General features: G+C 36.6%; 11 protein-coding genes. 3 read left to right on the forward strand and 8 right to left on the reverse strand.

All coding sequences use genetic code 11. The annotated features are described in order from the left end of the window. Positions 1–49 precede the first annotated feature (49 nt). The gene (gene mfd, locus WH188_RS21790) at positions 50–3,385 is read left to right on the forward strand and encodes a transcription-repair coupling factor (RefSeq protein ID WP_132771605.1); all 3,336 of its coding nucleotides are present in this window, start codon (positions 50–52) and stop codon (positions 3,383–3,385) included. 74 nt (positions 3,386–3,459) lie between these two features. On the opposite strand, the gene galK is transcribed toward mfd, so the two are convergent. The 5 genes from galK to WH188_RS21815 all read right to left on the reverse strand — a co-directional run bounded on the left by galK (position 3,460) and on the right by WH188_RS21815 (position 9,097). Then, positions 3,460–4,611 (reverse strand): galactokinase, encoded by a 1,152-nt coding sequence (gene galK, locus WH188_RS21795; RefSeq protein ID WP_206368610.1) that lies wholly within the window; start codon positions 4,609–4,611, stop codon positions 3,460–3,462. 3 nt (positions 4,612–4,614) lie between these two features. After that, positions 4,615–5,664, reverse strand: a complete 1,050-nt coding sequence (locus WH188_RS21800) for a UDP-glucose--hexose-1-phosphate uridylyltransferase (RefSeq protein ID WP_132771606.1) — start codon at positions 5,662–5,664, stop codon at positions 4,615–4,617. 181 nt (positions 5,665–5,845) lie between these two features. Beyond that, a complete protein-coding gene (locus WH188_RS21805; protein WP_132771607.1) occupies positions 5,846–7,120 on the reverse strand; it encodes a metallophosphoesterase in 1,275 nt (424 codons plus the stop codon). Between the two features lie 18 nt (positions 7,121–7,138). Next, complete coding sequence (gene hemH / locus WH188_RS21810; RefSeq protein WP_132771608.1) at positions 7,139–8,167, reverse strand: ferrochelatase; 1,029 nt, start codon at positions 8,165–8,167, stop codon at positions 7,139–7,141. A gap of 81 nt (positions 8,168–8,248) precedes the next feature. Then, positions 8,249–9,097 (reverse strand): 4-hydroxy-3-methylbut-2-enyl diphosphate reductase, encoded by an 849-nt coding sequence (locus WH188_RS21815; protein ID WP_168127916.1) that lies wholly within the window; start codon positions 9,095–9,097, stop codon positions 8,249–8,251. A 150-nt stretch (positions 9,098–9,247) separates the two neighbouring features. On the opposite strand from WH188_RS21815, the gene WH188_RS21820 reads away from it, so the two are divergent. Continuing rightward, positions 9,248–9,667: a nucleoside-diphosphate kinase gene (locus WH188_RS21820; RefSeq protein WP_132771610.1), complete on the forward strand. Its 420-nt coding sequence runs from the start codon at positions 9,248–9,250 to the stop codon at positions 9,665–9,667. A gap of 59 nt (positions 9,668–9,726) precedes the next feature. Here the strand turns inward: WH188_RS21820 and ybeY are convergent, their stop codons facing one another. Together ybeY and ruvX are read right to left on the reverse strand one after the other, a co-directional pair. Next, on the reverse strand, positions 9,727–10,161 hold the full coding sequence (ybeY, locus tag WH188_RS21825; RefSeq protein WP_168127917.1) for an rRNA maturation RNase YbeY: 435 nt from the start codon (positions 10,159–10,161) through the stop codon (positions 9,727–9,729). 1 nt (position 10,162) lies between these two features. Beyond that, positions 10,163–10,576, reverse strand: coding sequence for a Holliday junction resolvase RuvX (gene ruvX / locus WH188_RS21830; RefSeq protein ID WP_132771612.1), 414 nt, complete (start codon positions 10,574–10,576; stop codon positions 10,163–10,165). 111 nt (positions 10,577–10,687) lie between these two features. Here ruvX and def point away from each other — a divergent pair, with 111 nt between their 5' ends. Next, positions 10,688–11,914, forward strand: a complete 1,227-nt coding sequence (def, locus tag WH188_RS21835; protein ID WP_132771613.1) for a peptide deformylase — start codon at positions 10,688–10,690, stop codon at positions 11,912–11,914. Positions 11,915–12,553: 639 nt separating this feature from the next. On the opposite strand, the gene WH188_RS21840 is transcribed toward def, so the two are convergent. Beyond that, positions 12,554–13,591, reverse strand: a complete 1,038-nt coding sequence (locus WH188_RS21840; protein WP_132771614.1) for a glutaminyl-peptide cyclotransferase — start codon at positions 13,589–13,591, stop codon at positions 12,554–12,556. Positions 13,592–13,603: the final 12 nt, after the last annotated feature.

The raw sequence follows: 13,603 nt of genomic DNA on the forward strand, positions 1-13,603 counted from the left end.
ACAACCCATCATTTTAACTAAATTCGCAATATTCCAAATTAGTGAACGCGTGGGAATTAAAGAAATTATAGAAAAATACGGTCAAAGTGAGTTGACACAAACTTTGACAAAAGCGATACAAGCTAAAAATCCAAAAGTCCATTTAAGAGGCCTTATCGGTTCATCTGATGCCGTTGTTGCAGTAGCGAGTTATACCCTACAAGAACGCCCCTACCTCTTTATCCTTCCAACACATGAAGATGCATCTTATTTCTTAAGTGATCTGGAAAGCCTTCTGGATAAACAGGTATTATTTTTTCCCGCCTCCTACCGTAAACCTTTTGATTTTACACAACTTGATGCAACACATGTTTTACAACGCGCAGAAACATTAAATGTACTAAATCATACTTCCGAATTACCAAAAATGGTTGTTACATACCCAGAAGCAATTGCTGAAAAGGTAATTAATAGAAGTGATCTGGAGAAAAACACGTTAGAAATAACCGAAAACACCAAATTAAGTATAGACTTTATCAATGAGTTTCTATTTGAATACGATTTCGACCGTGTAGATTTTGTTTACGAGCCTGGACAGTACGCCATTCGAGGAGGAATTGTCGATATATTCTCTTTTTCTAATGATCTTCCCTACCGAATAGAATTTTTTGGAGATGACATTGAAAGCATTCGAACATTTGAGATCGAATCCCAACTGTCTGTATCAAAAATTCATAAAGTAACCATCGTCCCCAATGTGCAAGCTAAATTCTTAAGTGCGCAAAATATTTCCCTTTTGGAGTATATTGACAAAGATGCAGTTGTTTGGATAAAAGATGTTCAGTTCACATTGGATACGATAAAAGATGGAAATAAAAAAGCAACCGAGTTTTGGAATGCTTTATCAGAAAAAGAAAAGAAAGACAATTCAGAGTGGATAAATCCCGCTTATGGATTTTCTGACGAAAAAAATTTCAATGCACTCCTTTTCGATTTCCCAATCGTCGAATTCGGAAAACAATTCTTCTATAAAGCCGAAACGACAATCAAATTTGATATCCACCCACAACCCTCATTCAATAAAGATTTCAATCTGTTGATCCATAATTTCAAAGAGAATGAGAAAAATAAAATCGAAAATTTAATCTTCTCAGATTCGCCTAAACAAATAGAGCGGATATATAAAATCTTAGAAGATCTCGACAAAACAGTTACCTTTATTCCTGTCCATAAAGGATTCAGAGAAGGATTTAGGGACGATGATGTCAAATTAGCCTGCTATACAGATCATCAAATTTTTGATCGATATTATAAGTACAAGCGAAAAAAAGGTTATGAAAAAAGTCAGGCCATCACGTTAAAAGATCTGCGAGATCTTAAACCAGGTGATTATATTACCCATATCGACCATGGTGTCGGAAAGTATGCTGGACTTGAGAAAGTGGAAGTCAATGGCAAATCTCAGGAAATGATCCGATTGAGTTATGCTGACAATGACCTTCTGTACGTAAACATCAACTCCTTAAATCGGATTTCCAAGTATTCAGGAAAAGAAGGTTCTATTCCAAAAATGAATAAACTGGGAACAGATGTATGGGACAAGCTAAAGAAAACCACAAAGAAAAAAGTCAAGGACATTGCCCGAGACTTGATCATGCTCTATGCGAAACGTAAAGCACAGACCGGTACGGCCTTTAGTCCAGATTCTTATTTACAGAATGAACTGGAAGCTTCTTTTATTTATGAAGACACACCAGATCAAGAAAAAGCTACTGCAGATGTAAAACGTGATATGGAATCGCCACATCCGATGGACCGTCTAGTATGTGGTGATGTTGGTTTTGGAAAAACGGAAATTGCTATAAGAGCAGCATTTAAAGCTGTTGCAGACAGCAAGCAGGTTGCAGTACTTGTACCAACAACGATTCTTGCACATCAGCATTACCGAACTTTTACTGAACGCCTCAAAGATCTACCGTGTACCATAGACTATATCAATAGATTTAAAACAGCAAAACAAATTAAAGAAACATTGGCAAAATTAGCTGAGGGGAAAATTGATATTATCATCGGTACTCATCGCCTAGTAAGTAAGGATGTTAAATTTAAAGATCTGGGCCTGATGATCATTGATGAAGAACAAAAATTTGGAGTCTCCGTTAAAGAAAAATTAAAACTATTACGTGCCAATGTCGATTCACTGACATTAACCGCAACCCCTATACCCCGTACATTACACTTTTCGCTGATGGGGGCGCGAGATTTGAGTTTAATCAACACGCCACCCCCCAATCGTCAACCTGTTCAAACAGAATTGCATGTATTCAATGAAACACTGATACAGGAAGCAGTATCCTTTGAACTGGAACGCGGTGGACAAGTGTTCTTTATTCACAACCGTGTTGCCGATCTTAAGCAACTAGGTGCTATGATTCAAAAATTAGTCCCTAATGCACGGGTAGGTATCGCGCATGGACAGCTTGAAGGTGATGATCTCGAAGATGTTATGCTTAAGTTTATCAATCACGATTTTGATGTATTGGTTGCCACAACCATTATCGAAGCCGGATTGGATATTCCCAATGCCAATACCATCATCATTAACCATGCGCATATGTTTGGTCTAAGCGATCTTCATCAGATGCGTGGACGTGTAGGTCGCTCAAATAAAAAATCATTCTGTTACCTGCTAAGCCCTCCATTATCTACACTTACGCCAGAGGCTTATAAACGATTATCAGCAATCGAAGAGTTTTCAGAATTAGGGGCAGGATTTAATGTCGCTATGCGCGATCTTGATATTCGTGGCTCAGGAAATTTATTAGGTGGAGAACAATCTGGGTTTATTGCCGAAATTGGTTTTGAGATGTATCATAAAATTCTTGATGAAGCAATTCAGGAATTAAAAGAAGACGAATTCTCAGATGTCTTTGCCGATGATAAAGACCACAAATATGTCTCCTTTACGCAGATCGACACCGATATGGAAGTATTGATACCTGATGAATATGTAACCAATATCAGTGAGCGATATAACCTATATACGGAAATATCGAAACTCGAAAATGAAGACCAACTGACAGATTTTGCAGTATCATTAGAAGACCGATTCGGTCCGATACCACATGAAGTCTTTGAATTGTTTAATACTTTGCGCCTACAATGGTTTGGAAAGCAGATTGGATTTGAAAAAATATCCTACAAGAAAAACACTTTAAAAGGATATTTCGTTAACAACCCAAAATCAACTTATTTCGAATCAGATCAATTTGGAAGAGTACTTGCTTTTGTTCAGCAGCACCCAGAGATTAGTAATTTAAAAGAAATCAAAAAGCAGCTTAGGCTGGCTTTAAGTAATGTGAATAGTATTAGTTATGCTTTAAAGCTTTTAAAAGAAATGGTATAATAGCATTTGTCATATGAGTACACGATCTAAAAAAGGTTTCTATTTAATGATAGAAACCTTTTTTAGATTATTCATTACAAAACAGATGTACCATCATCTGTTTTCACCTGTATTACGGTCAATTCCTTACCAAATTTCGCGAAATATTCTGGTGAGATCTTCTCGATAAGTGCGACAACAAAATCATTTTTCACAAGATTAATCGTGCAACCACCAAAACCACCCCCCATTTGTCTTGCCCCCAGCACCTCAGGAAACTGTTTGATAAAATCCACCAAATAATCTGACTCAGCACAGCTCACTTCATATTCTTGACTCAAACCATGATGTGACGCCAATAGATTTTGTCCTAATGCTTTTAAATTACCAGCTTTCAGATGCTCACATGCCTCATGCACGCGTTCGCTTTCTTCAACGACAAAACGTGTTTTTGTATATACTTCAGCATCTCTATCTTTCACAATTTCATCCAACATCGAAACCGACACATCACGCATATTGACAACTTCAGGATATTTTTCCTTAACCCAATCAATAGCTTGCTTGCATTGTTCCACACGCTTGTTATACGCAGTATCTCCTAATGCATGTTTTACATTTGTATTCAGTAAAATGATTGTATAACCATCCAATATCAGAGGAACATATTCATATTCTAAAGAACGGCAATCGAGCTTTAATACCTGATCCTTTTTACCAAACGTTGAAGCAAACTGATCCATAATACCGCATTTTACTCCTGCATAAGTATGCTCGGCCAATTGTCCAATTTTTGGAATCTCCAAACGTGGAATATTTAACTCAAAAAGCTCACTTAAAGCTAAAGTCGTAGCACATTCTACAGCGGCAGAAGAAGATAGACCTGCTCCTAAGGGAACATCACCATCGATATAAAGATTAAATCCACCAACCAATAAACCCCTTTTCTGGATTTGATCAACAACCCCCAAGATATAGTTAGGCCAATGTAAATCTGTTGGTGCAATAGCATTTAAACTGATCTCGTAGACGGCCTTGTAATCTTCGGCATATAAAGAGATCAACTCATCATCTCTTTTAGATACAGCAATATATACCGCTTTATCGATAGCCGCTGGCAGCACAAACCCGTCATTATAATCGGTATGCTCTCCTATGATATTAATTCTACCTGGGGACCGTACAATAATAGGCTCAGCTTGAAAAATGGATGTAAATTTATTCTGTATAGATTCTTTAGTAATCATAAATTAAACGTTTTTATAATGAGTCGTTGAGCAGTTTCTTAATTGTTGAGCTGCAAATTCGGGCGTAATATCACGCTGTGGATTTGCCAGCATTTCATAACCTACCATAAATTTCTTAACCGTAGCAGAACGTAACAATGGTGGGTAAAAATGCATATGCCAGTGCCATTCCGGAAAGTCTCCACTATTCACCGGAGCTTGATGCATACCCGCAGAATAAGGAAATGATGTATTAAATAAGTTGTCGTAGCGTGTTGTCAACAATTTCAAAATTGAGGCCAGCTGTTCTTTCTCCTGATCTGTGAAAGCTAATATATTCTGTACAGGTCTTTTACTTACGATCATCGTCTCATACGGCCATGATGCCCAAAATGGAACTAACGCAACAAAACTGTCATTCTCTTCTATAATACGTTCATTTTTTCTCAATTCTGCTTGAACATATGCACTTAGCATGGTAACACCATGATTGTCAAAATATGTCTTTTGATTTTTCGACTCCTTCTGAAGTTCCACAGGAACATGATTTTGTGACCAGATCTGACCATGTGGATGCGGGTTGCTACACCCCATTATAGCACCCTTATTTTCAAATATTTGAATATACTTTATCCACTCATGTTCAGCCAAAGCAGTAAACTCCTTTTGCCAAACATCTACTACCGCTTTTATTGCCAGAACTGACATTTCTGGAAGTGTCAGATCATGTCGTGGAGAAAAGGCGATAACTTTACAAATACCTTTTTCAGATTCCGCAATAAAAAGCTCATCTTCATTGATATCTGCCGTAGGCGTATCCTTCAAGAGTGCAGAAAAATCATTTACAAATACAAAACTCTCTTTATAATCGGGATTAACATCTCCATCAGCCCGTTCGTTCGTCGGACACAAATAACACTTCGGGTCGTATGATGGTCGTTGTTCTTGATTGTCATCTTCGACTTGTCCTTGCCATGGCCTTTTACTTCGATGTGGAGAAACGAGCACACGTTCACCAGTAAGTATATTCAACCGGGTATGAGGATCCGAATTAATTTCGAATGTTTGTTGCATGGTCTAATTTTTATTTCATAATTTTTGATCGTTAAAGATAGTAATTAGACTGTTAAAGAAAATGACAATGACAATAAAAAAATAAGCACTCGATTGAGTGCTTATTTTTTTTATTGTCATCAGCTAACATGTAGGAGAAGCATATTTAAATACCACATCCCTTATAAATGTTATTCTTTAATTATACGCGTGCTTTCGGATCATTCCCTTTTATAAGTTCAAAAATGGTGATCTCAGGCAATATTCCTACTCGACCCGGGTAACCTAAGAATCCATAGCCCACATTTACATAAAGTTGCTTATTGTTTTTTTCTCTATATAAACCGGCCCATTCTTTATACACATATTTTGCAGGACTCCATTGAACATTCTTAAGCCGAACACCAAACTGCATACCGTGTGTGTGCCCCGCGAACATGACGTCGATATCTGTATCTAGCACCTGAGCCCGCCAGTGCGAAGGATCGTGGGAAAGAAGTAATTTAACAGACTGTTCTTCTGCACCCAACAAAGCTTTTTGCAAATCGCCGTGCTTAGGGAATCGGCCGGTACCCCAGTTCTGTACACCAACAATAGCCAATTCTTCATTGTTAACTTTCAAAATCCGATTCTCATCATTCAAAAGATCCCAGCCCATTACTTTATGTGTCTCAATCAAGTCCTGAAGATTTTTTCTTTTGGCCGCTGAATCCTCTTTCCCAAAATAATAATCACCATAATCATGATTTCCTAAACTTGAGAATACACCTAAATCAGCCTTTACCCTTGAAAATATATCTTGATAATCACGCATTTCTGAAGCGACATTATTAACTAAATCACCAGTAAAAAAAATAGCATCTGGTTTTTCATTCAGTAATAAGTCAACTCCACCATTTACGGCTTTTCTATTATAAAAAGAACCCGAATGCACATCAGAAATTTGTCCAATCTTCATCCCGTGAAAAGCTGCTGGCAAATTTGGCAAGTATAACTTTTGACGACGCACACGATAATCATACGCTCCCGAAATAATTCCCCAGCTTAAAGGCACCAATGGCGACGCACCAACCAAAATCCCCGCCTTTGTTAAGAAATCTGACCTTGTGATCCCTTTAACTGGCTCTTCAGCGATTGGCATTTCCAACACATTGACCGCTTGTTTGATCGTTTTTTTCGGGGTCAACAGTCTCGTTAGCCAAAGTCCTCCTCTCCTCAAATCATCCAGAATGAGAACAAAGAAAAAGAAGAATTTAGAAGCTGCTGTGAGAAAAAAAGCAACTAAAAAAACGGAACGAACTAGTAGTGGAATATTAAATTTAAAGGAAATGATAACTCCTAGAGAAAGCAAAATTGAATAACCCCACCAAAGAATCCCAAAAGTTTTAGTCTTTGCAAACTTGATCTTTGTTGCCTTTAATGCAAAAAAGATATAAAAGTCCAATAGAAGAAGTACAATTACATTTACTATTAACATCGTATTTTTAAGTTAGTATTAAGCATTCAAAGCCAAGCGCTTCAATGCTTCAATCCACTTAGGATCACCGTTTAGACTTTCAACCAATTGAACCTCTTCACCTCCCAAATGCTTAAACTCATTAGCATATTCCACGCCAATTTCATCTATTGTTTCAATACAATCGGCAACAAATGCTGGACTAAATACCAATAATTTCTTCTTGCCTTTTTGTGCCAAGTCCTCTAATAAACTTGACGTATAAGGTTGAATCCAAGGTTCTTTGCCTAATCTCGATTGAAAACAGATGCTATATTGCTCCTTTTCAAGACCTAATTCTTGCGCAATTGCTCTTGTAGTTGCATGACATTGTGACAGATAACAAAAAGAATTGACCGTATTTTTACACGAATCACAACCATCCTCCGGACAACTTAACTGCCTGGTTGGATCAACTTTCCCCAATTGACGTACAGGAAGCCCGTGATAACTAAATACAATATGGTCAAAATGAGCAATATCATGCTGTCTTGCATGATCTGCAAAGGTTTCAATCATGAGTGGCTCTTGACAATAACTACTTACAAAACTCATATTCGGTAAATAATTCCATTTACGAATCAGTTCCATCACGCGGTCAATAACAGATCCACTGGTCGCAGATGCATATTGCGGAAATAAAGGAATAACACGAATCGAATCCAGAAGCATTCCCTCCATATTTTTTAAAGCATTTTCAATAGAAGGACTCTGGTAACGCATGGCCAATTCGACATGATAATCCTCCCCTAAAGAATCCTGCAAGAGATCACGCTGTATAATGCTGTAATGCATCAAAGGAGAACCTGTTTCCTTATCCCAGATTGTTTCATAAATTTTAGCAGACTTCGGAGCACGAGTAGGAGCTATGATTCCCCTAACTAAAAGTGTTCTATTGATATATGGAATATCAATTACCCTTCCGTCCATTAAAAATTCTGTTAAATATTTTCTTACATCTGATGTGGCAGGACTATCCGGAGTCCCCAGTTGAACTAATAAAATTCCTTTGGTAGCTTTCTTACTCATTTGAAACAAAAGTATGAAAATTAGATCGTAGATATTGCTATCTACGACAATATGAAATATTTATGACGCGTAATTGTGAGGTTATATTGCTTCTAAGTAAGCTTTGACTTCTTTCATCAGCCACATAGGTGTTGAGGTCGCTCCACAAATACCCACACGATCGCCTTCTTTGAAAACTGTTACATCAATCTCTCCAACTTCTGAAACAAAATAAGTATCAGGATTTTCTTTTAAGCAAACTTCAAAAAGAACTTTACCATTGGAAGATTTTTTACCCGAAACAAAAACAATTTTGTCATACATCTTGGCGAAGTGTACCAGATCTTCGTAACGATTAGAAACTTGGCGACAAATGGTATCGTTTGCTTTTACTTCATAGCCTCTCTTGATCAACTCATCTTTGATCTGATAAAACTTATCTACACTCTTCGTCGTTTGGCTATAAAGTGTAAAGGATGCTGGCAAGTCGGCATCATCCAACTCAGCAATATCCTGAAAAACTAAAGCTTCATCATTAGTTTGTCCCTGCAAACCAACAACCTCAGCATGGCCATGCTTCCCAAAGATGAGGATCTTCTCATCCTGATCAAAAGAAGTTTTAATTCTATTTTGCAACTTGAGAACAACGGGGCACGATGCATCAATTAGCGTAATATTATTCTCTAGAGCGATCTTATAAGTTTCTGGAGCTTCACCATGTGCACGGATAAGGACTTTTTCATGTTGTAAAGTGGGAAGAACATCATGAGCAATGATCCGCAAACCCTTTGCTTTTAGTCGAGCAACTTCTTCATCATTATGTACAATATCGCCTAGACAGTACAAATAACCATCTTCCTCAAGAATTTCCTCAGCCATGTCTATTGCATAGACTACACCAAAGCAAAAACCGGAATCCTTATCAATATCAACTGTTAGATTTAATGCCATAATAGTACAAAGTTAATCATTTCTAGACACGCAAAGAAAATACTTTTTATCAAAGAAAAAGTTACATAAAAATAGTCGTAATGATAATATAATATGCTTATCTTTCAGTTATTGGTGGAAATCATTACTTTTGCAAAAAAAATAACATTAATGGCAACTAACAGAACTTTTACGATGATCAAACCAGATGCAGTAGCAAATGGTCACATCGGCGCTATTTTGAATGATATTATTGCTGGTGGTTTCAAAATCGTAGCAATGAAATATATTCAATTGACTACAGAAACAGCGGGTGCTTTTTACGCAGTACACAGCGCGCGTCCTTTCTACGGAGAATTAGTAAACTTTATGACTTCAGGTCCTATTGTTGCTGTTATCTTGGAGAAAGAAAATGCAATTGAAGATTTCCGTACTTTAATCGGTGCTACTAACCCTGCTGAAGCTGCAGAAGGTACCATCCGTAACAAATATGCAAAATCTATCGATGCTAATGCGGTTCATGGTTCTGATTCAGATGAAAACGCTCAAATCGAAGGTGCATTTTTCTTTTCTCAATTCGAGAGATTTTAGTCTTAATCAAATCATATAAAAAAGGCTTGCAATAGTATTATTGCAAGCCTTTTTTATATCTAAAAACCTCGTTTCCCAAGATACTCATTCTCTTTAGCCGTCATCAACGTTTTATCTTCGGGTTTTTTATCATGGTATCCACATAAATGTAATACGCCATGCATAATCACGCGCTGTAACTCATCTTTACTATCAACTTTAAATTTAGCAGCATTTTCTGTAATACGCTCAACACTGATAAATATATCACCAGCAATCACATCATCATCTTCCGAGGAGTCAAAAGTAACAACATCTGTATAAGTATCATGATTCAAATACTGCTTATTAATTTCCAATAAATAAGCATCTGAACATAAGATAAAGCTTAGTTCACCAACACGTTTAAATCCTTCAGCCTTGATTGTATCCACAATCCACTGACGAATTTTTGCCTTTTCCTTTAATTTAAAATCAATATCTTCTACAAAGAATAGAATATCTTTTAATGCCATATTAAAATGCTTTAGTTTCCATATATGTCTGCAAGATCAAGGTTGCTGATATGGTATCCACAATACCCTTTTCTTGTCTTTTATTTTTTTTCTTACCGCTTTGAGCGATAACAGCAGCGGCCATTTTTGACGTAAACCGTTCGTCTATTTCAATAATAGGGATCAAAGGGTATGTTTTCTTTAACCGTCTTGCAAATCCTAAAATATGAATCGCAGACTCCGAATCCGTCCCGTCCATTTGCAAAGGCTTGCCCAATACAAACGTCTCCACCTGCTCTGTTTTAAAATAATCTTCTAAGAACTCCCAAATTTTATCCGGATGCACCGTCGTTAATGCTGTTGCAATTATTTGCATCGGATCTGTCACTGCAATACCGATCCTTTTTGTTCCATAATCAAAAGCCATTAATCTCATAACGATGCCTATCTTAAATATTTTGACAAAAATACGATTCTGTTTCTGTAAAATAGATTCCCTATTGATCAAAAAAAATCTATAAATTTGCTAGACTTTAAATTAAAATGAATGAAATACACCATATTAATTGGGCTTTTCTTAATGACTGTAAGTATAAAAGCAAATGCTCAAGATTACCAGGCGCTTATTCTAAAAGATCGCCAAGAAAAAGCTTTGAGTCTCTCCAAGTCAAAATTCGGTCCTTTACCGGCAGACCAGGTACAGTTTTTAGATTATTTCCCAGTAGATAAAGCATACCAAGTGACGGCGGACGTTACCTTATTAATAGGAGAAGAAACGTTCAAAATGCCCACTTACGATGGAACTAGCAACCCCTATAAACGTTATGCTATTTTAAATTTCACTTTAAACAATAAACCCTATCAACTGACAGTTTATCAAAGTGCGGCGCTATTTCAAAATCCACAATACAAAAACCACCTCTTTCTACCCTTTTTAGATTTAACAAACGGTCAGGAAAGCTATAGTGGAGGACGTTATATTGATTTATCAACGGAGGACATCATAAATGGCAAAGCAACTATAGATTTTAATACCGCTTACAACCCTTACTGTGCGTACAGCAATGGCTATCGCTGCCCTGTACCACCTCAAGAAAACATTTTAGAGACAAAGATTATGGCAGGAGAAAAAGCTTTTCATAAACAAAAAAACGAAAGACCAGTAGATATTCAGGCAGGACAAAATTTTAGCGCAGATGATCTTAAGATCATCAATAATGGTACAGAAACAGAAAAATTACGTGTGCTACAAATTACAAATGAGAAAGATCTGACTGTATTAACGACCACTTCTGTTGACCTTAAATTTGATGACCCATCGATCGCAATCTTAGAAAAAAGAATGTTTAGCACAGTCCAAGATCCAGAGCATGCTGGCGTTGGCATCGCGGCCCCGCAAATAGGAATAAATAAAAACTTAATTGTTGTACAACGATTTGATAAAGTAGGTGAACCTTTTGAAAGTTACATTAACCCTAAAATTATTTGGCGATCAAAATTCATCAGAAAGGGAGTTGAAGGATGCTTATCAATACCTGATCGTCGGGAAGAGGTACTTCGCAGTAATACCATCCGCTTACAATATATTAGTAAAGAAGGCAAAATAAAGGAGGAAAATATTGAGGGGTTTACTGCCGTTATTTTTCAGCATGAAGTAGATCATTTATATGGAATACTTTACCCAGACCGTGTGGAAGAGGCTCAAAAAGAAGAATTTGAACCCCTAAGTGATAAAATGCAGTTTTATATTAAGCCAAATACGTTACGCCCTTAATAAAAAAATGGATCGCTATGGATCTTATTAAAAATATCCATAGCGATCCATTGTTACTTGAGCATCACCGATTGGCATACAATCATAAATTTCTCCTTTACCATAGAGATCTGCTTGATAAAAGAAAAATATTTTGCAAAATGAATTAATTCAATAGCTATGACTTATTATCCCTAGCTATTAATTCAAACGATCTAAGTCCTGTTAGAAAAGGCAATGACCCTATAGCAACAAATACATTTCCTACCACCTGTATTTGGTAAATCGTAAACAAATGACCTCCCTTCATGACAGTTGAAACAACTTACTATCTAATAGGGATCATCTTATAATTTCCTTAAGTTTTTATAGTGTGATAATAGAGGGTTTGTAGAGGGTTCATAGAGGTAAAGCTCTATAAATCCTCTACAAACCCTGCCTTTAAGCTATTAAATATTCCTACTAAAATCTAACAAGATTCAAAGGTGTCTCTCATAAGATTCCCAGCAAATCTATATGTCTATCTAAGAGAGGTAATGCGTCCAAAACTTAAGACAAAAAAAAGAGCATAAAATCTATTTATGCTCTTTTTTTCAATCTTCATCGCATCAAAGCTACTGATTGAAAATAGATATTTTTTAATGTGACAAGGTAGGTAGCCTAACGGGCGATCATCTTGATTTCAAATAGCGTATTCCAAAGTTTTCCAGTGACAAACAATCTTTTACCTGCTTGATCATAGGCGATACCATTCAACTCATTATCGTATTGTGCATGCTGATAGATCCCAACTAAATTAATTCGACCTTCTACGATTCCAGTTTCAGGATTTATAATAGCAATAACATCCTTTTCATATACATTGGCATACACTTTACCATCAATATACTCCAGTTCATTTAGAAAATTCACCTGACCATTTTCGTCATAAACATCAACAGAACTCATTTCTTGCTGTGTATTCGGATCTAAAAAATATAATTTATTGGATCCATCAGACTTAATTAATCTTTTGCCATCGTAGGTTAAGCCCCAACCTTCTTTACTATCCTTATAAGGAAAAGTTTTCTCCAGTTCAAAACTTGATTTATTAAGAACAAAACCTTCCATATTTTTCCATGTCAACATCACGATTTTATCTCCCATGATGGTCATTCCTTCACCAAAATATTTTTCTGAATCAAACTCTTTTTTCTGTAGCACTTTACCAGTTTTTAAGTCAACGCGTCTCAAGGAGGTAAGTGTACCTCCGCCACTACCTGTTGACTCATACAAAAACCCATTTTCATATTGTAACCCTTGGGTAAATGCTGTCGTATCATGTGGAAATTTATTGACAATTTCGAACCCATATTCTTTTGGAGCTGGTGGCACTATAGTGATGTATGCGTTTGCACTATCAATACTTGTTCCTTGATATACCTTTGCAGAAATATTGCGTGTACCCAAGGCTAAGTTCTTACTGTCTACCTGCACTGCAGAAGTATCTTTTCCAGAAGCAACCATCTTATCATCGATATAATATACAACCGAGTCCAGATCAGGTGAATTAAATTTGAGCTGAAATTGAATTGGATCACCTAGCTGAATTGATTGGCTAGCATCGGGTTTAGCAAACTCCAGTTTACCTGACTTCTTCGTTTTACAGGCACTTAAACCAAGTACTAAACCTAAGAGGATATAGGTTGTTTTTTTCATATTAAATCTACT

This window comes from Sphingobacterium sp. MYb388 (assembly GCF_037479535.1).
In the GTDB taxonomy this organism is placed as follows: Bacteria; Bacteroidota; Bacteroidia; order Sphingobacteriales; family Sphingobacteriaceae; genus Sphingobacterium; species Sphingobacterium anhuiense.